This window comes from Lentzea miocenica (assembly GCF_033949945.1).
Classification (GTDB): Bacteria; Actinomycetota; Actinomycetes; order Mycobacteriales; family Pseudonocardiaceae; genus Lentzea; species Lentzea miocenica.
In genome coordinates this window covers 200,179-223,641 of record NZ_JAXAVW010000016.1, presented here as the reverse complement: position 1 = coordinate 223,641, position 23,463 = coordinate 200,179, and the positions used below count along the sequence as shown (strand labels likewise).

Sequence of the window (23,463 nt, the reverse complement as noted above, 5' to 3'; positions counted from 1 at the left end):
TACCAACTTCCAGATCCCGGCGGATCTGGAGTGGTCCGGCTCGCCGGACACGTGGAACGCGACCAACCCCGGCGCGAACGCGAACCTGCGAGTCCGCGTCCTCAACCACAACCAGGACGTCGGCATCGCCGCGTCGTACGCGAAGGTGCTGCTGAACTACGCGTCGAGGTCGGGCAACGCCCAGGCGAAGACCACCGGTGAGGCGTTGCTGACGTCGTTGCTGTCCAAGCAGGACAGTCTGGGCATCGCGACACCGGAGACCCGCGCCGACTACAACCGGTTCGACGACACGTACAACGCCACCACCGGTGAGGGTCCGTACGTGCCGCCGGGCTGGACCGGGCGGATGCCGAACGGCGACCAGATCGGGCAGAGCTCGACGTTCCTGTCCATGCGGTCGATGTTTCGCAACGACCCGCAGTGGCCGAAGGTGCAGTCCTATCTGGACGGTGGACCGGCACCGACGTTCACCTACCACCGCTTCTGGGCGCAAGCCGAGATAGCCACGGCGTTCTCCCTGCACGCCGAGATCTACGGGTGAGGAGTACCGGGATGAGAAAACGCATCGCGCTCTTGCTCGTCGCTGCCACCACCGGCGCTGTTCTCGTGCACACCGGCGGGACGGCTGTCGCACACGGTTCGATGGTCTGGCCGGCCAGCCGCACCTACGCCTGCTACCAGGACGGCCGGGCCGGCAGCGGCGGCGGTGACCTCCAGCCCACCAACTCGGCGTGCGTCCAGGCGGTCGCCCTCGGCGGCAAGCAACCGCTGTGGGACTGGTACGGCAACCTGATCAGCAACGCGGCCGGGCGGCACCGGGAGATCATCCCGGACGGCAGCCTCTGCGGCCCCACCACGAAGTACGACGCCTACAACCAGGCGCGGGCCGACTGGCCGGTCACCTCGGTGACGGCGAACGCCACGGTCACGTTGCGGTACAACGCGTGGGCACCGCACCCCGGCACGTGGGAGCAGTACGTCACCAAGGACGGCTTCGACGTCACGAAGCCGTTGAAGTGGTCCGATCTGGAAGCCGTGCCGTTCGACAAGATCACCAACCCACCGCTGGGCAACGGCGAGTACAGCTGGCAGGCCAAGCTGCCCAACAAGTCCGGCCGGCACATCATCTACTCGCTCTGGCAGCGCTCCGACAGCCCGGAGGCGTTCTACAGCTGCTCGGACGTGCTGTTCGGCGGTGGCGTGCCGGACACCCAGGCACCGTCCGCTCCCGGCACCCCGGTCGCGTCCTCGGTCACCGGCAGCTCCGTGCGGCTGGACTGGCCGGCGGCGACGGACAACTTCGGTGTGTCGGAGTACCGCGTCTACCGCGGTGACCTGTTGGTCGCCACGTCGACGACGAACTCCGTCACGGTCAGAGGGCTGAGCTCGAACACCGACTACACCTTCCGCGTGGTCGCGGTCGACGCGGCGGGCAACGTCTCGCCGTTGTCGCCGAGCGCCACGGTGCGCACCGGCAGTGGTGCCGGGGCCTGCACGGTGACCTACACCAAGCCGAGCAGCTGGAACGGCGGCTTCACGGCGAACGTGAAGATCGCCAACGGCAGTGCGGAAGCCGTGCGCGCGTGGCAGCTCGTCTGGGACTTCCCCAGCACGCAGCGGGTGTCGTCGGCCTGGTCGTCCACGATCACCGTCGCGGACGGGAAGGCCACCGCGAAGGGCGCCTCGTACAACGCCGACATAGCCGCCGGCGGTTCGGTGGAGTTCGGGTTCAACGTGGCGATGACCGGTGCGGTGACCGATCCGGTCAGCTTCGAGCTCAGCGGCGTCTCCTGCGCCGTTCCGTGATGAGGGTCCTCCTCGCCCTCTTCGTGGCCGGTTCGGTCGCGCTCGCCGTTGTGATCGCGCGCGCCGAACCGGCTCCGGACCCGGCCAGGGGGGTCGACGGGATCGCCGCCTGGCTGAACCAGGTCGCCGGCGACTGCACCGACGTGCGCAAGGGCGAGGACTTCGCCGCGTTCGCCGGTCCGGTGCGGGCGAAGGTCTACGGGCCGTTCGTCGCGGAGTGGGGCACCTGCGCCAAACCGCCCTACGAACAGCTGGGGCTCCTGGTGCTTCGACCTGGCCTGGAGGAGGCCTGGCGCGGCGCGCTGGCACGGGGCGAGGTCCGGGGCGACCCGGACCTCGTGTTCGGCGACGGGTTCGCGATCACCGGCTCGACCGGGATGGAGCACCTCGGCCTGAAACGACTCGAGTGCACGCCTGCCGCGTGCGCTCTCGTCCAGATCAAACACCATTGAAAGACAGGAGATCCGTGGCAATGAGGCTCAACGGACAAAGGCGGTGGGCCGCGGCGGGAGTCGCGGTCGCCACCGCGGTGGCGACGTTCGGGGTGGCGCTGAGCGCGCCCGCGGGCGCCGCGCCTGGCTGCCGGGTCGACTACAAGGCGAACAACTGGGGTGGCGGAGGCTTCGGCGCCGCCGTGAAGATCACCAACCTGGGTGACGCGGTGTCGAACTGGACGCTGAAGTTCAGCTTCCCCGGCGGACAGCGCGTGACGCAGGGGTGGAGTGCCACCTGGACGCAGTCGGGTGCGGACGTGACGGCGGCGAACGCGTCGTGGAACGGCAGCCTCGGCACCGGCGCGTCCATCGACATCGGCTTCAACGGCAGCTACACCGGCAGCACCAACGCCGACCCGACGTCGTTCTCCCTGAACGGCACGGTCTGCACGGGCCTGCAGCCACCGACGACCACGACCACCACCACGACGAGCGGTGACCCGAACCCGGATCCCGGCAACCGCGTCGACAACCCGTATGTGGGCGCGAAGCAGTACGTCAACCCGGACTGGTCGGCAAAGGCGGCCGCCGAGCCCGGTGGCAGCCGGGTGGCGAACCAGCCGACCGGCGTGTGGATCGACCGCATCGCGGCGATCACCGGCACCGCGGACTCCCGTGGCATCGTCGGGCATCTGGACGAGGCGGTGCGCCAGGCGGCGGGCTCACCACTCGTCATCCAGTTCGTGATCTACAACCTGCCGGGGCGTGACTGCTCGGCGCTCGCCTCGAACGGTGAGCTCAAGGCGACCGAGATCGACAGGTACAAGACGGAGTACATCGACCCGATCGCGGCGATCCTCGCCAGGCCGGCGTACAAGGATCTGCGGATCGTGACCACGGTGGAGATCGACTCCCTGCCGAACCTGGTCACCAACGTGACGCCGCGCCCGACCGCCGTGCCGCAGTGCGACGTCATGAAGGCCAACGGCAACTACGTCACCGGTGTCGGCTACGCGCTGGCGAAGCTCGGCGCGGTCCCGAACGTCTACAACTACCTGGACATCGGGCACCACGGCTGGATCGGCTGGGACGACAACTTCGGCCCGACGGCCGAGCTGCTGTTCCAGGCGGCCAACGCGTCCGGCAGCACCAAGGCGAACGTGCAGGGCTTCATCGCCAACACGGCCAACTACGGCGCGTTGCGTGAGCCGAACTTCACCATCGACGACACGGTGAACGGTACGTCCGTGCGCCAGTCGAAGTGGGTGGACTGGAACCGTTACGTCGACGAGCTGTCGTACGCGCAGGCGTTCCGGCAGCGGGCCGTGCAGGCGGGCTTCGACGCGAACGTCGGCATGCTGATCGACACCAGCCGCAACGGCTGGGGCGGCGCCGCTCGTCCCACCGGACCCGGACCGAAGACGACGGTGGACGCCTACGTCAACGGCGGCAAGCTCGACCGGCGCATCCACCTCGGCAACTGGTGCAACCAGTCCGGTGCCGGTCTGGGTGAACGGCCGACGGCGGCACCCGCGTCCGGCGTCGACGCGTACGTGTGGATGAAGCCACCGGGCGAGTCGGACGGTGCGAGCAAGGAGATCCCGAACAACGAGGGCAAGGGCGCGGACAAGATGTGCGACCCGGCCTACACCGGAAACGTCCGCAACGGCAACAACCTGTCGGGCGCACTGGCGGACGCCCCGCTGTCGGGCAAGTGGTTCTCCGCGCAGTTCCAGGAGCTCATGCGCAACGCCTACCCGGCGCTGTGACGACGAGTCCGCTGTGAGACGACGCCCGCACGGCTTCCGTCCGTGCGGGCGTCGACCGCCGCCGTCGCGGCCCCGCATCCGCGACGGCGGCGGCCGCTACGGGTGAAAGCAGGTCGGTGTGGTCACCATCTCGGATGTCGCGCGGCACGCGGGGGTCGCCCCGAGCACGGTCTCCTACGTGCTCACGGGCAAGAGGTCGATCTCCGCGGACACCAAATCGAAGGTCAGAGGGAGCATCAGGGCGCTGGGCTACCAGCCGCACCTGGGTGACCGCGCGCCGTCGGCGCGCGGGACGAACGTGATAGGGCTGGTGCTGCCGCTGCGCGCGGGCATGCACCTGCCGGTGGTGATGCGCTTCGTCGCCGCCGCTGTGACGGCCGCGCGCAGATTCGACCTGGACCTGCTGCTGATGACCGCGGACGAGGGCGCGTCCGGCCTGCGCCGGGCCGTCGCCGGCGCCATGGTCGACGGCTTCCTGGTCATGGACGTGGAGATGAACGACGATCGGCTGCCGCTGCTGCGGCAGCTGTCCAAACCGTCCGTCCTCATCGGACACCCGGTGGACGCGAAAGGCCTCACCTGCGTGGACTTCGACTTCGAGGCAGCAGGCGCGAAGTGCGTGGACCACCTCGCCGATCTGGGGCACCGGTCGATCGGCTTCGTCGGCGCGCCGAGCGCCGTCTACCGGCGCAACACCGGGTTCGCCCACCGGACGATGGCCGGGTTCAGCGCGGCCGCGATGCGCCGGGGCGTCGTGGCGACCACGCTGCCCGCCGAGCACGACCACGACTCGGTGCTCGCCGCGACGACGACGCTGATCCGCGCCAACCCGTCGATGACCGCCCTGGTGGTGCACAACGAGGCGGCGCTCGGCTGGATCACCGGATGCCTGCGCGCGGCCGGCAGACAGGTGCCCGGCGACGTCGCCGTGGTCGCGATCTGTCCCGACGACCTCGCCGAGCAGATGACGCCGCCGCTCACCTCGGTGCGGCTGCCCGCCGGGGAGCTCGGCAGGCACGCGGTGAACCTCCTGGTGGCCAAGCTCGACGGCAGACAGCCGCCGGCCCTGATGTTGCTGCCTCCGCAGCTGTCCCGGCGCGCCAGCACCCCGGACCCTGCCGCACCCACTCGCTGATCCCCAATGGCGTCTGCAAGTACCACCAACTCAACATCAACAGGCCCTCAACTACTACCAACCCGTTCTCCGTGCCCGCTGTCCGGTCGGCACAGAGAACGGGTTGGTAGTAGTTGAGGGCGATTTGATCACGTGTTGGTGGTACTTGCAGACGCCAACAGGGCATGGGTGAAGGCGGCCGCCGCGCCCGGTGGCCGCCTTCACCTGTTCCCCTCCTCGTCGCTAGGCCTTGGCCCAGCGCTGGCCGGTGCCGCCGTTGCAGGTCGCCACGGTCACGGCCGCGCCGTTGGCGGTGCCGGTGGCGTTCAGGCACAGTCCTGTCTGGACGCTGGTGATCGTGCCGTTGGTGCCGATGTTCCAGCTCTGGTTGGCGCCGCCGTGGCAGTCCCAGATCTGGACCCTGGCGCCGGAAGCGGCGTTGTTGGGTGCGTCCAGGCACTTGCCCACGACCTGTAGCGCTTGCCCGTTCTGGGCGAACTGCTGGTTGGCGTTGGTGTGGCAGTCCCAGGCGATCATCTGGGTGCCGTTGGCGGTTCCTGCGCCGTTGACGTCGAGGCAACGGCCGGAAGCCTCGCCGCGCAACCGGAACGCGGTCGGGGTGGGCGTCGTGTCACCGGTGAAGAACTTCCACACCTCGGTCTTGACCCAGCTGCGGGCACCGCTCTCACAGCCCCCGCAGCCGTCCACCGGTCCCTGCTGGTGGCCGCCGTCGAAGGGAGCCCAGACCACCGGGTAGCCGGTCCGGCAGCCGGAGTAGGTGGTGGTGATGTGGGTGTTGCTGCCAGCACGCGGTTCTGGTGCGTTCTGCGGCGTGCAGCCGTTGTTGCGGACCCACCTGTCGCGCTGGCCCCGTCCGGAGCCGATGTTGTCGTTGATGCCGTGGATGCCCATGTAGGCGACGGGTGCGGTGCCGCCGGCGCACCCGCTGATCTCGCCCGGTGAGGCGATGGCGGCGATGGCGCGGAACATGGTCGGGCGCGAGCACGCGAGCGAGATGCTCATCGCGCCGCCGTAGCTGAAGCCCAGGGAGAAGCGCTGCGCCGGGTCGACGCAGAGGTCGCCCTCGATCCGGGCGATCATGTCGTCGACGAACCGGACGTCCTCGCCGCCGGAGTTGGCCCAGGCGTTGCCGAGTCCTTGCGGGGCGACGAAGATCGTCGAGTTGTTCGCCAGCCGCCGCAGGCCGTAGTGGGCGTAGACGTCACCGTCGCTGCCGCCGCCGGCGACCTGTTCGGCGGTGCCGCCCCACCAGTGGAAGCCGAACACCAGCCGGTACCGGCGGTTGGGGTCGTAGTTGTCGGGCACGCTCAGGATGAACGAGCGGGACTTGCCGCTGCTCTGGATCGTGTGGGTGCCGCTGCGCAGCGTGGGGGCCTGGCCGCAGGCGGCCGCCACCGGGCCGGAGTCGCCGGTGGCAGGGGACGCCGGTTGTGCGCTGGCCACCCCGCCACCGACGAGCAGGAAGGCGGTGGCGGTGGAGGCGGCGGCGACCAGCCACCGCGCCCTCCGCAGAACGTTGTTCTGACGCATGGATGTCCGCACTCTCTGTCAGGAGGAGATGGCGCAGGTCTTGCCGTTGAGGGAGAACGAGGCCGGTGCCGAGGCGTTGCCGGTGTGGCCGGCCTGGAAGCCGATGCCGATCGACGCGCCGGGCGCGATGTCGGCGTTGTAGGAGACGTTCCTGGCGGTGACCTGGCCTGAGGCGGGGGAGTAGGTGGCGCTCCAGCCGGAGGTGATGGTCTGCCCGCCGGGCAGGGTGAAGGCCAGCGACCAGCCGCTGATCGGCGTCGAACCGGTGTTCTTGATGGTGATGGTCGACGTCAGGCCGGTGTTCCAGGCGTTGATCGCGTCGGTGACCTGGCACTCCGCGTCACCAGGCGGTGGCGTGGTGGTCGTGGTCGTCGTCGTGGTGCTCGTGGGGCCGCCCTCGAACTGGCTGATGAACTTCCACGCCTCGCCGGACGTCCAGGTGCGCCAGCCGTCGCCGCCGGAGTCGATCGGACCGGGCGTGTGCCCGCCGTCGAACGCGGCCCACACCACGGGATACCCGGCCCGGCAGCCGCTGTAGGCGGTGACGATGTGGGTCCGGCTGCCCGGACTCGGTTCGCGCGGGTTCTGGGCCGTGCAGCCGTTGTTGCGCACGAACCTGTCACGCAGGCCACGGCCCTGGGCGATGCCGAGCACGTTGTCGCTGATGCCGTGGATGCCCATGTAGGCGATGGGCTGGTTGCCGCCGTCGCAGCCGCTGAGCTGTGCGCCCGAGTAGACCACGACCGCGCGGAAGACGTTGGCGCGGGCGCAGGCGAGTGCGTACGACATGCCGCCGCCGTAGCTGAAGCCACCGGCGTAGCGCTGCGCTGTGTCGATGCACAGCCCGCCGTCGAGCCGCCGGACCAGGTCGTCGATGAACGTCGTGTCCTGGCCGCCGGGGTTGGCCCAGCCGTTCCCGTTGCCCTGCGGCGCCACGAAGATCGTGCCGTTGTTCGCCTGGTCGGAGAGCCGCCGCAAGCCGTAGTACGACCAGTTGTAGCCGTCGCCGCCACCGGAGTCGACGTCGTTCGCGGTGCCTCCCCGCCAATGCAGGCCGACGAACAACCGGTACTGGCGGTTGTTGTCGTAGTTGGGCGGCAGCCGCAGGATGAACGAGCGGTTCTGGCCGCCGCTGTTGATCGTGTGCTGGCCGCTCGCCAGTGCGGGCGGCTTGCCGCAGCCCGCCGTCCCGGCCGTCGCGCCGACGTCGCCGGGAACCGTGCCACCGAGCGCGATTCCGGCGGCGCCCAGGAACACCACGGCACTGGCGGCCGCCAGGGCGACCACGATCCTACGCCGGGACATGGCAGAGCCCCTTGTGCTGATGGAACATCGTTGTCCCTTCGGTTGTCACACTGGTTGGACTTGGAATCGCTGGTTCTCGGCCCCGTTCGGGGTCCACTGGGAGACGCGGGCGCCGTCGGCGGCCGATGCCTCCCAGACGTCCACGGCGAGGCCGCTCTGCCGGTTGACGAGGCTGATCACCCCGCCGCCGTGGTCGGTCACGCGCCACTGCTGGTTGCTCGCGCCGGTGTCGGGCTGCTGGGTGATGTCGGCGCCGTTGCTCGAGCTCGCGACCTGCAACACGAGACCGCTGTGCCTGGCCCGGATCCGGTGGTAGCCGCCACCCGCGTCGAGGAAGTCGAACTGCTGGTTGAGCCCGCTGGTCTGCGACCACTGCTGCAACAACGCGCCCGCGGAGGTGGACACACCGCTGATGTCGGCGTACTTCCCGCTGTGCCGTGCGACGAGGCGGTAGTACACGCCCGGCCGGACCACTGGCTCCGATCCCGTTCCCTGGCCCGTGGCGCGGTAGGTGTGCCCGGTGACGACGAAGAACTCGGCGACGCCGGACTCGGGCTGCGCCGGTTGGATCACCGTGCCGGTCGTCGTGTCACGCAGTTCGCAGGTGCCGGTGAAGATCCTGTTCCGGATCCGGACGGTGCCGTCGCGGTCCGGTGTGACAGACAGACTGATGGCGCCGTCGGCGGCCCAGGTCGCGCCGACGGTGTACCCGCCGCGCCCGCGCAGACCCGTGACGCTGCCCGCGGGCCACGCCGGTGGCAGCGCGGGCAGCACGTGCAGCTCGCCGTTGTGGCTGTGCAGCAGCATTTCGGTGATGCCGGAGGTCGCGCCGAAGTTGCCGTCGATCTGGAACGGCGGATGCAGGTCGAACATGTTGGGCGCCAGGCGGTCCGTCCGCACGAGGGAGCGGATGAGGTCGTAGGCCCTGCCGCCCTCCTCCAGCCGCGCCCAGAAGTTGATCTTCCAGGCGAGCGACCACCCGGTGCCGTCGTCGCCGCGCAGCTCCAGCGTCCTGCGGGCCGCGGTGTGCAGCTGGGGAGTGCCGCGTTTGGTGATCTGGTTGCTCGGGTGCAGGCCGTAGAGGTGCGAGACGTGCCGGTGGTTCGGCTCGGTCTCCACCCAGTCGTGCAGCCACTCCACGACGTTGCCGCGTGAGCCGACCTTCATCGGCGCGAGCCGCTGCCGGGCCGCCCGTACCTGCGTGCGGAAGTCGGCGTCGACCCCCAGCACCTCGGCAGCGCCGGCGCAGCCGTCGAAGAGGTCGCGCAGGATCTGCGTGTCCATCGTCGGCCCGGCGCACACGCTGGCGTTCGCGTGGTGGTTGAGCTCCGGCGAGTTCGACGGGTTGGTGACGAGGTAGCCGAGGCTCGGCTCGGTGACGAGCGTGTCGAGGAAGAACTGCGCGCATCCCTTGAGCGCCGGGTAGTACGTGCGCAGGAAGGCCACGTCGCCGGTGAAGCGGTAGTGGTCCCAGATCAGCGTCGAGAGCCACGCCCCGCCCGTCTGCCACATGCCCGCCGCGGCGAAGTCGACGACCGACGAACCGCGCCAGGCGTCGGTGTTGTGGTGGGTGACCCAGCCGCGGGCGTTGTACTGCACCTGGGCCGTGCGGGCACCGGTGACGGTGAGGTCGTTGATCATCCGGAACACCGGCTGGTGGCACTCGGCGAGGTTCGTGGTGTCCGCGTGCCAGTAGTTCATCGGCAGGTTGGCGTTGATCGTGTACTTCGAGTCCCACGACGGCGCCATCTGGTCGTTCCAGATGCCCTGCAGGTTCGCCGGTTGCGTGCCGGGGCGCGACGACGAGATCAGCAGGTACCTGCCGTACTGGAACAGCAGCACGGAGAACTGCGGGTCGGGGGTGCTCGCGTGCCGGGTGATGCGGACGTCGGTCGGCTGGTCTGCCGCCGCCGTGCGTCCGAGATCGAGGCTGACCCGCCCGAACAGCGCCTGGTAGTCGGCGACGTGGCGGGCCCGCAGGGTGTCGTACGCGATGCCCTGCGCGGCGTTGAGACGGCTGCGGGCGATTCCCTGGTAGTCGCCGTTGATCGTGCGGAAGTCGACGTAGCTGGTACCGATGGAGATCAGCACGGTCACCGCGTTGGCGTTGCTCACCCGCAGCGTGCCACCGGAGCTGGTGGTGGTGCCGCCCTCCGCCACGGCCCTGGCCAGTGCGAGGAACCGGACCGTGCCCGCGATGCCGCGCTGGGCACCTGAGATGCCGTCCAGTGCGATCGTCGTGGCGTCCGGGCTGGACGTCGTCGTGCGCTGGGGCGAGCTGAACGACGCCGTGAACGAGATCGAGCCCGGTGTCTCCGCGGTCAGTCGTACGGCGATCACCTGGTCCGGCGCACTCGCGAACACCTCGCGCCGATATCGCACGTTGTTCGCCGTGTAGGTCACAACGGTCGTCGCGGTCGTGAGATCGAGCAACCGCCGGTAGTTCGACGCGCTCGCGGAGGGCAGCACCAGCCGGAGGTCGCCCACCGGCTGGTAGGCGAGCTGCCCGGCGGGGCTGCCCAGCATCGTCTGGTCGATCAGCGACTGCGCCTGCGTCCACTGGTTGCTGAACACCAGCTGCCTGATCTGGGCCAGCGAGCCCGCGCCGCGCGGGTTGCTGTAGTCGTGGGGACCGCCCGCCCAGACCGTGTCCTCGTTGAGCTGGAGGCGTTCGGTGTCGGTGTTGCCGAACACCATCGCGCCGAGGCGGCCGTTGCCCACCGGCAGCGCGCGCAACCAGTCGGATCCGGCCGGGCGGTCGTACCACAGCGCGAGGTCGTCGGCCGCGCGCACGTCCGCGGGTGCCGAGGAGGCGGCATCGGCCGTCGCTGTCCACCCTGCCTGCGTCAGCACGGCACCCGCGCCGAGCTTCAGGAGCTGCCGCCGGTTCAGGTCGGACATGCCGGTCCTCCAATGGTCTTTCGCGGTCGTCGAAGAACCCCCTGGTGGTGACCACCAGGAGCAGGGATCCGTTGTGGACGGTCAGGCCACGGCGCACCGCACGTCGTTGAGCGTGAATCCGCCGGCGGGCGAGCTGTCACCGGTGTGCGTGGCCTGGAAGCCGATCGACACCGAACCGTTCGGCGGGATCTGCGCGTTGTAGTCGGCGTTGCGCGCGGTGACCTGGCCGGTGGCGGGGGAGTAGGTGGCGCTCCAGCCACCCGTGATGGTCTGTCCGCCGGGCAGCGTGAACCGCAGCTGCCAGCCGTTCACCGCGGTGGTGGACGTGTTGGTGATGGTGATGGTCTCGGTGAGGCCGGTGTTCCAGCCGCTGACCTTCGCCGTGACCGCGCATCCGTCGGCGGGTACCGGCGTGGTCGTGGTGGTGGTCGTGGTGGTGGTCGTTGTGGTGGGGGGAGTGGTGTCCAGGCCCAGGAAGGCGATCGAGTACGCGAGCATTCCCGCCATCGGCAGGCTGTGCCCGGTGCCCTGGACGCTGATGCCCTCGATGGTCGCCGCGGTGCCGGTGGCGCCGTAGCGGGTGCGGGTCCAGCTCGGCTGCGGCTGGTCGGTCGACGACGGCGTCCTGCTCACCGCGTGGAGGTTGGTCCACTGGTCGAGCGCCTCACCGAAGTTCGGGTACGCCAGCGTGGTGTCGGTCGTGCCGTGCCACAGCTGCATCCGCGGGTAGCGGCCGGTGTAGCCCGGATGCATCGCCCTGGCCTGATCTCCCCACTGCTGCGGGGTCTTCAGCAGTGTCCCGCCCGAACACTGGCTGTTCCACAGGGATCCGTTCGTCGTCGCGAAACAGCCCGCCGGGACGCCGGAGAACGCCGCACCCGCGCTGAACACGTCCGGGTACTGGGCGGCCAGCACGTTGGTCATCATCGCGCCGGACGAGAAGCCCGAGACGACGATGCGCGCCGGGTCCACGTCGTAGCGCTGGCGTGCGTGCGACACCATAGACATGATCCCGGTGGAGTCGCTGCCTCCGTTGCGGCGCAACGCGTTGGCGGTGGACACGTCGAAGCAGCGACCGTCCCTGGTGGCTTCCGGGTAGACGATCACGTACCCGTAGCGGTCCGCCGCGGTGACGTAGTCCCGTCCGTTGCCGTTGTGCACGGCGCTCGCGGAACCGCCGCAGTAGTGCACCATCACCAGCATCGCCGGGCGCGCCGCGATCCGGTCGGGCGCGTAGACGTACATGTTCAGGCCGGTCGGGTTGGTGCCGAAGTCCGTGACCCGTGTCAGCGACGCGGCCAGCGCCGGTTGCGGCACCAGCGAAAGCGCGACGGCGGCGATCAGCAGCAGCAGAGCCGCGAGAAGTGCGGCGATGCCGAACCTGTCCGCGTGCGTCCGGGCGCTCATGACGCGGCACACGTGAGGTCGGCCGGCGTGGTGGCCGGATCGCCGGTGGCGGAACCCGTGAAGCCGGGTTTGACCGACGCCCCTGGCGGGAGCTGGCCGTTGAAGCCTGCGTTGGTCACGGTGACATGGTTGCCCTGCTGGGTGAAGACGCCGTTCCACCCCTGGGTAACGGCCTGTCCCTCAGGCAGGGTGAACGTGGCCTGCCAGGAGTCCGTCGCGGTGGCCCGCTTGTTCGTCACGGTGAGCTCGGCCTGGAAACCGCTCGACCACGTGTTGGTGACGGTGTAGCTCGCGGTGCACGAAGGGTCGCCGGGCTCTGGTTCCGGGTCGGGCTGAGGGTTCATGCCGCCCGAGCCGAACTGCCACCAGTTCATGTTGAGCAGGTAGTTGTTGCCACCGCTGAACCTCAGGTAGAGGTCACGGGTGCCGGTCAGCCCGCTCACCGGGCACGAGACGGTGGTCCACGTCTGCCAGCCGCCGGTGTTGGGCACCGTGCAGCTGCCTGCCAGAGGACCGGTCGGGCTGCCCGAGCGGACCTCGATGGAACTGCCGGCTGTGGTGGACGCGACGCGGGCGGCGAAGAGCGTCGCGCCGGAACCGAAGGCGACGTTCTTCACCTTGATGTAGTCACCGTTGTTGATGAAACCGACGTTCATGCCGCCTTCGGAGGCGACCTCGGTCTCGATGCCGCTGCCCCACGCGATGGTCTCGGCTTCCTGGCGGGCGAAGGGGTTGAGGGTGTCCGCGGCCGGCGGCCCCGCCGTCGTCATGGTGAGGGACGGGATGGTGCCGTCGGCGTTGTAGCTGAACTTCTCCACGGCGACGGAGCGGGTGAAGCCGCCACCGCCTGGCAGAGCGCCGTTGTGGTAGAAGAAGTACGAGCTGCCCTTGAAGTCGATGATGCCGGGGTGGTTGGTGAAGCTGCTGCCCTGGGTGGCCATCACGGTGCCGCGGTAGGTCCACGGCCCGGTGGGACCGGGGGACGTGGAGTAGGCGATGAACTCCGAGCAGCACTTGGCGGCGAAGACGTTGTAGTACAGGCCGTTCCGCTTGTAGACCCAGGGGCCTTCCTCGTAGAGGGTGGGCCGGTTCGGGTCGCCGGTGCGGGTGCCGAACCCGGCCGTGGTGAGCGGGATCCTGTTGATGCCGCCCGAGTAGGAGATCATGTCGGTGTTGAGGCGCACGTAGGAGAGGTTGGGGTTGCCCCAGTACAGGTACGCCTGGCCGTCGTCGTTGATCATGACCGTCGGGTCGATCTCGCCGTTCTCCACCAGGGGACGGCCGATGGCGTCGCGGAACGGGCCGGTGGGGCTGTCGGCGACGGCGACACCGATGGCCGGGCGTCCGCTGGCCTTGGTGACGACGGGGACGTACCAGTAGAACTTGCCGTTGCGTTCCACGGCCTGGCCTGCCCACGCGTCCTGTTTCGCCCAGCTGAACGTGGCGAGGCTCAGGGGTGAGCCGTGGTCGGTCCAGTTCACCATGTCGGCGGAGGACCAGACCCGCCACTCCTTCATGGTGAACCAGGTGGAGCCGTCCTCGTCGTGCCCGGTGTAGAGGTAGACCCGTCCGTTGTGGACCAACGGGGCCGGGTCGGCGGTGTAGATGTGTTGCACGATCGGGTTGTCCGCCCGCGCCGGGATGGTCACCGTGAGGATCAGGCCCACCACCACGGCGAAGTGCGTCCAGAACCTTCGTGTCGTCGTCGCCATCATCGTCTCCCCGAGGGCAGGGGAGGCCCCGCGGCCGGCCTTTCTCGTCCGGTCCGCGGGGCCGTCCCCGCCGGTTGAGTGGTTCGGGACGTCAGCTCGCGGTGCAGGACGGGTTGAGTCCCGCTCCGCTTCCGGTGCCCTGGAAGCCGAACTCGGTGGACTGGCCGGCGGGTACCGCGGCGTTGTAGTCCACATTGGTCCAGTTCACGGTTCCGCTGTTACCGCTGCGGTTGGCGCTCCACGAGTTGGTGACGGTGCCGTTCGACAGGGTCGTCGTGACCCGCCAGCCGCGCAGTGCGGAGGAGCCGGCCGTGACCTTGACCGTGGCGACGAATCCCTCTGCCCACTGGTTCAGCGACACCGACGCGGTGCAGCCACCGGGAACCGGGTCGTTGGACGTGGTCGTGGTCGTCGTGGTGGTCGTTGTCGTACCAGGGCCGCCCGCGTTCAGCGCGTTCAGCACCGAGGTGTACGCGGCCTTCTTGTTGCCGCCGCCGTCGAACAGCAACGGGGTTCCGCTGGCGCGCCAGGAGTCCGTGTCGCGGATGCCCCACACGGTGATGCCGGTGCAGCGGGTCACGGCGAGACACGCCCGCGTCACGCGGTCGTAGTTGGACGCCTGGGAACTGCCGGAGCCCTCGATGTCCAGTTCCGTGATCTGCACGTCGACGCCGAGGTTGGCGAAGTTCTGCAGGGTGGTCTGGTAGTTGGAGGGAACCGGGCTCTGCGAGTTGAAGTGCGACTGGAAGCCGACGCAGTCGATGGGGACACCGCGGGACTTGAAGTCCTGCACCATCCGGTAGACGCCCTGGGTCTTGGCGTGGGACCAGTCGTCGGTGTTGTAGTCGTTGTAGCAGAGCTTCGCGCCGGGGTCCGCCGCACGGGCCGCGCGGAACGCGGCCTCGATCCAGTCGTTGCCCGTGCGCTGGAGGTTGGAGTCACGACGCCCGCCGCTGCTGCCGTCGGCGTAGGCCTCGTTGACCACGTCCCAGGCGTAGATCTTGCCGCGGTAGTAGCTCGCGACCTGCGTGACGTGGTTGAGCATCGCGTTGCGCAGCGCGGTGCCGGACATGTTCTGCATCCAGCCGGGCTGCTGCGAGTGCCACGCCAGCGCGTGCCCGCGCACCCGCTTGCCCTGGTTGCGCGCGTGGTTCACGATCCGGTCGGCGTTGCCGTAGCTGAACTGACCCTGGTTCGGCTCGGTCGCGTCCATCTTCATCTCGTTCTCGGCCGTGACCATGTCGAACTCGCGGTTCAGGATGCCGATGTAGGTCGAGTCGTTCATCCGGCCCGCCGCGACGGCGGTGCCGAAGTAACGGCCGGACTGCGCGGCCGCGGCACCGAGAGTGGTCGCCGCGTTCGCGGGGGTGTTGTTGGCGACCAGGATCAACGTCGCGCCGAGCGCCGCCGCCGCGACTGTCGAAACGATCGGGACAAGTGACACTGACCTCGATGTCAGTTTCATCTTCCACACTTTCGAAAATCGCCCTGAAATTCCGGGCGTGACGGTTGGGACGATCGGCGCGCGCGGAGTGGGAACCGATGCGGCGGTACCGGTTCTGCTCGGCGCACGTCTGATCGCGAGGGTGTTGTTCCGGCCTCATCTCCTTCGCTCACGTGGCGATGAGCGTGGTGAGGGGGCATGCCGGACAGGAGTGTGCCAGCTTTGTGTTCGCGCTCACAAGAAGGCGCCGAATGTTTCGCAACTAGATTGAGCTGAACGGGCTACAAAAAGAAGGGAGCGCTCCCAATCCGCACCTCGAAACCACGGAATACCTTCTCGTGATCGTGTATCGAATGCAGTTTGCTAAAGTTAGCGCTAACAAGTTTAGCGTTGACGCGCGGTGGTGCCGTGGCTACCTTGGCCCGAGCCGGAACCCGCTCTCCCGTGCCGTGAATCACCTGGTACCGCACATGAGAGCGCTCTCACATTCCGTTCCGGCCCGGTACCGCAAGCAACGACGCTGCGAGGACTTGAATGAGCGCAACCGATCCTGCCCGCGCCAGTACGCCGGTGCGTGGTCCCTCGTCTCAGCCAGAACGCTCGCCCGGTCCTCCGGGACGCGACACGACGACACGGTGGAAGCAGGCGGCGGGCGCGTGCGCGGCCGCGGGCGTCCTCGTCGCCGGATCCGTCGTCCTGGCGGTGAGCGGCGGCACGACCGTCCAGGCCGCGGAGTCGGCGTTCTACGTCGACCCGGCGAGCTCCAGCGCGAGATGGGTGGCCGCCAACCCCGGCGACTCGCGGACACCGGTCATCCGCGACCGCATCGCCTCCGTGCCGCAGGCGCGCTGGTACACGACCACCAACACCTCGTCGATCCGCGGCGAGATCAGCTCGTTCGTCGGCGCGGCCGCGTCGGCGGGCAAGATCCCGATCCTCGTGGTCTACAACATCCCCAACCGCGACTGCGGCGGCGCCAGCGGCGGCGGAGCGCCGTCGCACCAGGCGTACCGGGCGTGGGTGGACGAGGTGGCGGCCGGACTGGCGGGGCGTCCCGCGACGATCGTGCTCGAACCGGACGTGCTGCCGATCATGAGCAACTGCCAGAACACCGACCAGCAGAACCAGACCAAGGCGTCGATGGCGTACGCGGGCAAGAAGCTCAAGTCCGGTTCCTCCCAGGCCAAGGTGTACTTCGACATCGGGAACTCCGCTTGGCTGAGCCCGTCCGAGGCCGCGAACCGCTTACGTGCCGCGGACATCTCCAGCAGCGCCGACGGCATCTCGACGAACGTGTCGAACTACCGCTCCACCTCCGACGAGGTGAACTACGCCAAGAACGTGCTCAACGCCGTGGGCGACGGCCGCCTCAAGGCAGTGGTGGACACCAGCCGCAACGGCAACGGCCCGCAGGGCACCGAGTGGTGCGACCCTCCCGGTCGCGCCATCGGCACCCCGAGCACGGCGAACACGGGCGACTCGAGGATCGACGCCTTCCTGTGGGTCAAACTGCCCGGCGAGGCGGACGGCTGCATCGCACCGGCCGGCCAGTTCGTGCCGCAACGCGCCTACGAACTCGCGATGGCGGCAGGCCCGACCACCACCACGACGACGACCACGACCACCGGCGGCAACCCCGGCGGCGGCTGCCGGGCGAGCCATCGCCTGCTCAGCCAGTGGCAGGGCGGCTACAGCGCCGAGATCGTGATCGAGAACCGCGGCCCGGCGATCAACGGCTGGACCTTCACCTTCTCGGCCCCCGGCGCCACGGTCACGCAGGGCTGGAGCGGCACCTGGACCGACACCGGTGACGTGGTCCGGGTGGCCAACGCGTCCTGGAACGGCTCGCTGCCGTCCGGCGGCCAGACGACCATCGGCTACAACGCGAACTACAACGGGTCCACACCGCCGTTCGCGTCGCCGGCGTTGAACGGCACCGTTTGCTCCTGACCGCCGAGTTGGGTGTAGATAGCGGCGGTTCGATCATGAGTTGGTAGTACTTGCACGCGCTAACGAGACGTGCGGGTCGGCTGGTGCCGGCCCCGCACCGTCGTGGGCGTCAGTTGCGCAGGCTCCACTGCTGGTTCGTCCCGCCGTGGCACGTCCAGAGTTGCAGCAGCGTGCCGTTCGCGGTGCCGTTGCCGGCGGCGTCGAGGCACAGCCCGGACTGCGCGCCGGTGATGCTGCCGTCGGCGTTGACGTTCCACTGCTGGTTCAGGCCGCCGTGGCAGTCCCAGAGGATCGCCGCGGTGCCGTTGGCGGTGCCCTGCCCGGAGGCGTCCAGGCACTTGCCCTGCACGGTGAGCTGCCTGCTGGACGTGTGGTTCCAGCGCTGGTTCGTGCTGCCGGTGCAGTCCCAGAGCCTCGCCTGGGTGTTGTTGGTCGTGGTGGCTACGTCGACGCAACGGCTCGACTGGGCGTCGACGACCGTGACGTTCTCCCGGCCGCCTCCGCCGGTGCCGCCCGGGCCGGCGTTGGCCATCACCGCCTGGGCTCCGGACGGCCAGTTGCCGTTGGTGACCGTGGTGTTGCTGTTGACGACGTTGCCGCGGTCGCCGTTGGTCACGTTGCTGCTGCCGTTGGTCGACCAGTTGCCGGTGAGGGTCCAGTTGCCCATGTTCTCGCCGCCGCCGTAGTTGGCGGTGGCCCAGGTGCCGGTGGCGGAGAAGACGTTGCCGGTGGCGCGGTAGTACTTGGAGCCCTCGTCGAAGTAGAGGCCGAAGAAGCCGTTGGTGCGCAGGCAGTAGTTGCCGCTGATCTCCGCGTTCGGGTTCCAGCCGAGCGTGTAGATGCAGCCGCCGTCGGTCATCTGTTGCATGACGTCGTGCACGTAGTTGTTGATGAGCCGGTTCCCGGACGCGGTCGTCGGCGTCGAGTAGCGAGGCTGGTAGTTGTAGAGACCGCGGCCGGCGTAGTGGTTGCTGCCGCCCGCGTCGTTGGAGCCCCAGCCGTAACCGACGTTGATGCCGGAGTACGGCAGGTTGTAGATCTCGTTGTGGGACACGGTCGACGTGGTGACGTAGGTGTTCAGCACCGACACGATGCCCCGGTACTCGAGGCCGAGGTCGTGGATGCGGCTGTAGCTGACCGTGATGTCCCTGTTGACCATCCGCTGGTCGCTCGGGTGATGCGCGTCGGCACGCACGCCGCCGACCACGACGCCGCCCGCGGAGTTGTGGGCGATCTCAGAGCGGGTGATCGTGATGTTGGAGGCTCCCAGGCCGACGCCGCTGGCGTGTGCGTTGGCGTCGTTGCCGATTCCGACCGCGGTCTGACCGAGGTTGACGAAGCGGGAGTCGGTGAAGGTGATGCCGCTGGCCGCCGAGATCTGGACGGCGGCGGGCATCTGGGACCAGTGCGGGCGGACCGCCTCGAACGCCGGGCAGCCGCTCTTGCACGAGTTCAGCCGGTCGGCGGGCCAGTTCCAGTTGCCGGAGATGTAGGCGCCGGTCTGCTGGTCGGCGAAACCCTGGTTGCTGCTGGGGCCGAGCCACGACGTGCCGGTGAAGGTGATGCCGCTGAACGACATGTCACGCGCGGGCGCGTCGTAGGTGCCGCCGACGTTGACCAGCGACTGCACCGTGGGCAGCTCGACGCTGACGTTGCTCATGTTCTGCCCGGCACGCGGGATGTAGTAGAGCGCTCCCGCTCCTGGGTTGAGGTACCACTCGCCTGGCGCGTCGAGGAACTCGTAGGCGTTCGCCAGGTAGAGCGGCCCCGCGCGGAACGGGTTGTTGAGCGTGTCGTAGCCGAAGGTGTTGTTGTTCCACGCGGGCTGCTGCATCGTCAGGAAGTTCCCGCTGATGCTCTGCACCGGCGAGTACCGGTCGGTGAACGAGTTGACGCTCTCCACCTCGACCCGGTTCTGGTTCCCCAGGTTGTTCAGGTAGTTCAGCGCCCCGTTCGAGAAGCGCATGCCCGACTCGGTGAAGGTGAAGTCGGACCGGTTGACCTGGGTGCGCGCGCGGGTCGCGATCGCGCCGTCGACGTAGAGCTGGCGGCTGTCGAGGCCGGTGCCGACGTTCGCCCGCCAGATGTTCTTCCCGGCGTCGGCGACCGACCACCCGGTGACGGCCCTGGCGCCGCTGACGACGGGACGTGCGGACGGCGCGGCCTGCCACAGCACGCGGTAGCCGTTGGTGCCGGAGTCCGCCGCGGTGAACCGCAGCGGCTGGGCGAGCCGGTACACCCCGCCGGCGAGCTCCACGACGATGTCACCGGACATCGAGCCGGTGCGGGACCGCACCGCGGCCTGTGCCGCGGTCAGCCCGCACGGTTCAGCGGCCGAGCAGGTGGTGCCGGTGCCCGCCGGGGAGGCGTAGAGGGTGGTGGTCGCCGCGGAGGCCGGGGGAGTGATGGCGAGCGCGGCGGTCACCACCACCGCGGCGGCGAGTGCGATTCGCCGGTGCGGAGCGGGAAGAGAGGACGTGGACAAGTGACCCTCCTGAGGTGCGGACGGTGCTGGATCGGCCTCCCGCGGCGGCGGACGGGACAGATTCGTGTCCTTTGTGGACTCTGTGGACCTGATGTGGCGGTCGAGGTTCGAACGCGGCGGAGGGGCTCACGCTGTTCGAGGTCGCCGCGGTTCGGTCACCAAGGTGGCGGGCACCGGAGATCGGCCGGTGCAAAGCATCGCGAACGTAACTCGTATGACGTGTGACGTCAATGGTGTTACGTATACTGTCGGACCCACCTCGTCCGGGTGGTGTGGCGCAACGGAGGGCACGATGAAGGCGACAGGTCCGCAGGCGGAGCCGGGCACGTTCGCGAGTCCTGGCTGGACGCGGCGGCCGGCCAGCCTGTCCGCGGCGGTCACGGCGGAGCTCGTGCAGCGAGTCGTCCGCGGCGTCTACCCGCCTGGCGTCGCGTTGCCTCCGGAACCGGTGCTCTGCGAGACCTTCGCGGTGAGCAGGACGGTGATCCGCGAATCGGTGAAGGTCCTGCAGGAGAAGGGTTTGGTCCTGGTGCGCCAGGGCGCGGGCACCACGGTCAACCCGCCGGCGCTGTGGAACATGCTCGACGAACTGGTGCTGGGCGCCTCGATCGCCGAGGACGAGACCCTCGCCGTTCTCGACGACCTGGTGGTGACCCGGCGTCTGCTGGAGTCGGACATGGCGCACGTCGCCGCGCGCACCGCCGACCAGGACGCGCTGGACCGCTTGCGGGCCTTGGTGGACCGGATGGACGAGCTCGTCGGCGACATCCCCGCCTACGAGGAGCACGACCGCCTCTTCCACGACGCGATCATGCAGGCGTCGGGCAACCGCATCGCCCGCGGTGTGGTGCGGTCGCTGGAGAGGCAGGCCATCACGGCGGCCGGCTACCGGGGCAGGAGCGGGCGGGACATGTGCAAGGCGTCCAACCGCGGCCACCGCCGCATCTACGAGCGCATCGCCGCCCAGGACGCGGACGGCGCGGCGGAGGCCATGTTCGCCCACATCACCGACGCGTGGCTCGTGCGCCGTGGCGCGGCCGGCGATCCAGGTCGTCTGAAGCGGTAGGGCATCCGTCCGCCCGCGCGTCCTTCCGCCAGGACCGTCCGGCGAACGCCCGGCGTGAGAACGAGTGATCACAAGGAGTTCGTGGAATCTCCGGCCGGAGACGCGGCCGGGCCCGTACGGCGGCGGGAGGCGGATCTGCGGTGGGACGAACACGCGTGACACTGGCCGACGTCGCGGCGGCGAGCGGGGTGTCGATCACGACGGCGTCGCTCGTCCTGACCGGACGCGCGCGGGAGCTGCGCATCTCCGAGGCGGCCGAGCGGCGGGTGCGCTCGACGGCGCAGGAGCTCGGCTACCGGCGCAACACCCTGGCGACCGGCCCGCGTCCCGCCCGCGCGCAGACGATCGGGCTGGTGTCGGACACCATCGCGTCGTCCGGGCTGGCGGGCGACATGGTCAAGGGAGCGGTGGAGGCCGCCTACCGGCGCGGGTACATGTTGTTCGTCGGGGAGTCCGGCGGGGATCCCCTGGTCGAGCGGGCCCTGATCGACGCGATGCACGACCGGCACGCGGACGGCGTGGTGTTCGCCGCCATGTACACGAGGGTGGTCGCCCTGCCGGAGGGCCTGTACGACGGGCCCGCCGTGCTGCTCAACGCCACGTCCGCGACCCGCACGACGATTCCGTCGGTGGTGCCCGACGAGGTGGAGGCCGGCCGTTCGGCCGCGGGCGTCCTGGTCGAGGCCGGGCACGACCGCGGCATCCACCTGATCGGCGCGGGGCCGGGGGTGCACGACGTCCCGCCGAACAGCATCGCGGCCGCGCAACGCCTCCTCGGTCTGCGCGAGGTGTTCGGCGCGGCCGGGATCGAGGTGGTCAGCGCGCATCGGTGTCCGAAGTGGACTCCGGAGCACGGGTACGAGGCCACCGCGCAACTGTTGCGGACCCAGCGGCCCAAGGCGCTGGTGTGCTTCAACGACCGCCTGGCGTTCGGGGCGTACCAGGCACTCGGCGAGGCCGGGCTCGCGGTGCCCGGCGACGTGTCGGTGGTCGGCTTCGACGACCATCCCGTCGCGTCGTGGATGCGCCCGCGGCTGACCACGATCGCCCTGCCGCACCACGAACTCGGCGCACGGGCGGTGGCGGTCCTCGTGGACATGCTCGAACGGCGCGGGCGTGACGTCCGGCCGCCGATGACCTACCGGGTGCCGATGCCGGTGCGCGAGGGCGGTTCGGTGGCGCGGCCTCGTCGGTGAGCAGCGGTGTTCACGCTAACAACCATGAGGCTCAAAACAGGCAGGGTCCCTGTGTTGGGAGAAGCCGTCTCCGCTCTGTCGAATAAAATTTCGACACCGTCGAACGCGCAACGCTAAAAGTTAACGCTCACAACTTTAGCTTTGACCGAGTGTGACGCCCTGGTTACATTGCTGGAAGTCGGCCCCTGCCGCCGGCCGCTCGTCAACGACGACGCAGGGAGACCGCGCCCGGTCGCTCAGGGTGTCACGGTCTTCCGGGAAGGCTCACCATGCCGAGCCCGCTCAAGGCGTTGTGCGGTGTGTTGCTCGCCGTCGCCCTGCTGGCGGCGTCACCCGCGACCGCCGAAGCCTCCACTGTGGACGAACCGGCCGTCCTCGCTGACCCGGTGCGGGTGATGCCGCTGGGCGACTCGATCACCCAGGGCGGCTCGATCGGCGGTTACCGCCTTGATCTCGGCACCAGGCTCCGGACCGCCGGGCGCACCGTCGACTTCGTGGGCTCGCTGTCGGACGGCCCCGGCTCCATGCCTGACCGCGACCACGAGGGCCATCCCGGCTGGACCATCGCGCAGGTCGACGCGAACGTCGTGAACTGGTTGCGCACCTATACCCCGCGCACGATCCTGCTGCACATCGGCACGAACGACATGTACGGCAGCGACCCGGCCGGCGCGCCACGACGACTCTCCGCGTTGGTGGACAAGATCACCGCGCAGGCGCCGGCCGCCGAGGTGTTCGTCTCGACGATCATCCCGATCCGGTTCGCCGACGCGACTGTGCGCGGCTACAACTCCGCCATCGTCCCGCTCCTGCGTGCGAAAGCCGCCGCGGGCAAACGGGTGCACGTGGTCGACATGTACCCGGCGGTGCCGATCTCCGACCTGCCCGACGGCATCCACCCCAACGCCGCCGGCTACAGCAAGATGGCCGCGGTCTGGTTCAACGCCCTGTCGTCGGTGCCCGGCAGCATCGGCGACCCGCCCCAGCCCGGCGGCACGTGCACCGCGACACCACAGGTCGTCAGCGACTGGAACGGTGGTTTCCAGGCCGAGGTCACCGTCGCCAACCCCACCGCGTCGGCCATCGCCGGCTGGACGGTCCGGTTCACCCTGCCGGGCGGGCACACCGTCACCCAGATCTGGGGCGGCACCGCCAGCGGTTCGGTCACGGTCACCAACGCCTCCTACAACGGCACGATCGGCCCCAACGCCTCCGCCACGTTCGGCTTCCTCGCCTCCGGTCCCGGCGCGCCGGCGGTCGGCACCGCCACCTGCTCCAGCCCGTGATCCCCGCACACCTGCTGCCCGATCCCTCCGACGACGA

Annotated in this window: 16 protein-coding genes; 9 read left to right on the top strand and 7 right to left on the bottom strand. The window is 69.3% G+C overall.

Translation table 11 applies throughout. From position 1 onward, the window contains the following. The 5 genes from SK803_RS21150 to SK803_RS21130 form a co-directional block, all read left to right on the top strand. Window positions 1–541 (top strand): glycoside hydrolase family 48 protein (locus SK803_RS21150; protein WP_319967765.1); only part of this gene is annotated, 541 nt, incomplete at its 5' end. Between the two features lie 11 nt (window positions 542–552). Further along, window positions 553–1,806 carry a lytic polysaccharide monooxygenase gene (locus SK803_RS21145; protein ID WP_319967764.1) on the top strand — a complete coding sequence of 418 codons (1,254 nt, stop codon included), beginning with the start codon at window positions 553–555 and terminating at the stop codon, window positions 1,804–1,806. After that, window positions 1,806–2,258 carry a hypothetical protein gene (locus tag SK803_RS21140; RefSeq protein ID WP_319967763.1) on the top strand — a complete coding sequence of 151 codons (453 nt, stop codon included), beginning with the start codon at window positions 1,806–1,808 and terminating at the stop codon, window positions 2,256–2,258. Before SK803_RS21145 ends, SK803_RS21140 begins: the two co-directional genes overlap by 1 nt. Window positions 2,259–2,278: 20 nt before the next feature. Next, window positions 2,279–4,009 (top strand): glycoside hydrolase family 6 protein, encoded by a 1,731-nt coding sequence (locus SK803_RS21135; protein ID WP_319967762.1) that lies wholly within the window; start codon window positions 2,279–2,281, stop codon window positions 4,007–4,009. Between the two features lie 118 nt (window positions 4,010–4,127). Then, a complete protein-coding gene (locus SK803_RS21130; protein WP_319967761.1) occupies window positions 4,128–5,144 on the top strand; it encodes a LacI family DNA-binding transcriptional regulator in 1,017 nt (338 codons plus the stop codon). A gap of 222 nt (window positions 5,145–5,366) precedes the next feature. On the opposite strand, the gene SK803_RS21125 is transcribed toward SK803_RS21130, so the two are convergent. The 6 genes from SK803_RS21125 to SK803_RS21100 all read right to left on the bottom strand — a co-directional run bounded on the left by SK803_RS21125 (window position 5,367) and on the right by SK803_RS21100 (window position 15,464). Further along, entirely contained in the window at window positions 5,367–6,674 is a 1,308-nt protein-coding gene (locus tag SK803_RS21125) for a ricin-type beta-trefoil lectin domain protein (RefSeq protein WP_319967760.1), read from the bottom strand. A gap of 18 nt (window positions 6,675–6,692) precedes the next feature. Further along, the gene (locus SK803_RS21120) at window positions 6,693–7,979 is read right to left on the bottom strand and encodes a cellulose binding domain-containing protein (RefSeq protein ID WP_319967759.1); all 1,287 of its coding nucleotides are present in this window, start codon (window positions 7,977–7,979) and stop codon (window positions 6,693–6,695) included. Window positions 7,980–8,024: 45 nt separating this feature from the next. Continuing rightward, complete coding sequence (locus SK803_RS21115) at window positions 8,025–10,880, bottom strand: glycosyl hydrolase family 95 catalytic domain-containing protein (protein WP_319967758.1); 2,856 nt, start codon at window positions 10,878–10,880, stop codon at window positions 8,025–8,027. Window positions 10,881–10,961: 81 nt separating this feature from the next. After that, the gene (locus SK803_RS21110) at window positions 10,962–12,287 is read right to left on the bottom strand and encodes an extracellular catalytic domain type 1 short-chain-length polyhydroxyalkanoate depolymerase (protein ID WP_319967757.1); all 1,326 of its coding nucleotides are present in this window, start codon (window positions 12,285–12,287) and stop codon (window positions 10,962–10,964) included. Beyond that, window positions 12,284–13,999 (bottom strand): family 43 glycosylhydrolase, encoded by a 1,716-nt coding sequence (locus SK803_RS21105; RefSeq protein ID WP_319967756.1) that lies wholly within the window; start codon window positions 13,997–13,999, stop codon window positions 12,284–12,286. Before SK803_RS21105 ends, SK803_RS21110 begins: the two co-directional genes overlap by 4 nt. A gap of 91 nt (window positions 14,000–14,090) precedes the next feature. Beyond that, window positions 14,091–15,464 (bottom strand): endo-1,4-beta-xylanase, encoded by a 1,374-nt coding sequence (locus tag SK803_RS21100; RefSeq protein ID WP_319967755.1) that lies wholly within the window; start codon window positions 15,462–15,464, stop codon window positions 14,091–14,093. A 513-nt stretch (window positions 15,465–15,977) separates the two neighbouring features. Here SK803_RS21100 and SK803_RS21095 point away from each other — a divergent pair. Beyond that, on the top strand, window positions 15,978–17,393 hold the full coding sequence (locus SK803_RS21095; RefSeq protein ID WP_319967754.1) for a glycoside hydrolase family 6 protein: 1,416 nt from the start codon (window positions 15,978–15,980) through the stop codon (window positions 17,391–17,393). 109 nt (window positions 17,394–17,502) lie between these two features. On the opposite strand, the gene SK803_RS21090 is transcribed toward SK803_RS21095, so the two are convergent. Next, window positions 17,503–19,878 (bottom strand): RICIN domain-containing protein, encoded by a 2,376-nt coding sequence (locus SK803_RS21090; protein WP_319967753.1) that lies wholly within the window; start codon window positions 19,876–19,878, stop codon window positions 17,503–17,505. 292 nt (window positions 19,879–20,170) lie between these two features. Here SK803_RS21090 and SK803_RS21085 point away from each other — a divergent pair, with 292 nt between their 5' ends. The 3 genes from SK803_RS21085 to SK803_RS21075 all read left to right on the top strand — a co-directional run bounded on the left by SK803_RS21085 (window position 20,171) and on the right by SK803_RS21075 (window position 23,426). Continuing rightward, a complete protein-coding gene (locus SK803_RS21085) occupies window positions 20,171–20,944 on the top strand; it encodes a FadR/GntR family transcriptional regulator (protein WP_319967752.1) in 774 nt (257 codons plus the stop codon). Window positions 20,945–21,084: 140 nt separating this feature from the next. After that, window positions 21,085–22,140 (top strand): LacI family DNA-binding transcriptional regulator, encoded by a 1,056-nt coding sequence (locus tag SK803_RS21080; RefSeq protein WP_319967751.1) that lies wholly within the window; start codon window positions 21,085–21,087, stop codon window positions 22,138–22,140. Between the two features lie 269 nt (window positions 22,141–22,409). Then, window positions 22,410–23,426 (top strand): cellulose binding domain-containing protein, encoded by a 1,017-nt coding sequence (locus SK803_RS21075; RefSeq protein ID WP_319967750.1) that lies wholly within the window; start codon window positions 22,410–22,412, stop codon window positions 23,424–23,426. Window positions 23,427–23,463: the final 37 nt, after the last annotated feature.

Coding starts and splice junctions, on each gene's coding strand:
- SK803_RS21145 (WP_319967764.1), top strand. CDS start 553: ATGAGAAAACGCATCGCGCTCTTGCTCGTCGCTGCCACCACCGGCGCT.
- SK803_RS21140 (WP_319967763.1), top strand. CDS start 1,806: ATGAGGGTCCTCCTCGCCCTCTTCGTGGCCGGTTCGGTCGCGCTCGCC.
- SK803_RS21135 (WP_319967762.1), top strand. CDS start 2,279: ATGAGGCTCAACGGACAAAGGCGGTGGGCCGCGGCGGGAGTCGCGGTC.
- SK803_RS21125 (WP_319967760.1), bottom strand. CDS start 6,674: ATGCGTCAGAACAACGTTCTGCGGAGGGCGCGGTGGCTGGTCGCCGCC.
- SK803_RS21120 (WP_319967759.1), bottom strand. CDS start 7,979: ATGTCCCGGCGTAGGATCGTGGTCGCCCTGGCGGCCGCCAGTGCCGTG.
- SK803_RS21115 (WP_319967758.1), bottom strand. CDS start 10,880: ATGTCCGACCTGAACCGGCGGCAGCTCCTGAAGCTCGGCGCGGGTGCC.
- SK803_RS21110 (WP_319967757.1), bottom strand. CDS start 12,287: ATGAGCGCCCGGACGCACGCGGACAGGTTCGGCATCGCCGCACTTCTC.
- SK803_RS21105 (WP_319967756.1), bottom strand. CDS start 13,999: ATGGCGACGACGACACGAAGGTTCTGGACGCACTTCGCCGTGGTGGTG.
- SK803_RS21100 (WP_319967755.1), bottom strand. CDS start 15,464: ATGAAACTGACATCGAGGTCAGTGTCACTTGTCCCGATCGTTTCGACA.
- SK803_RS21095 (WP_319967754.1), top strand. CDS start 15,978: ATGAGCGCAACCGATCCTGCCCGCGCCAGTACGCCGGTGCGTGGTCCC.
- SK803_RS21085 (WP_319967752.1), top strand. CDS start 20,171: ATGAAGGCGACAGGTCCGCAGGCGGAGCCGGGCACGTTCGCGAGTCCT.
- SK803_RS21075 (WP_319967750.1), top strand. CDS start 22,410: ATGCCGAGCCCGCTCAAGGCGTTGTGCGGTGTGTTGCTCGCCGTCGCC.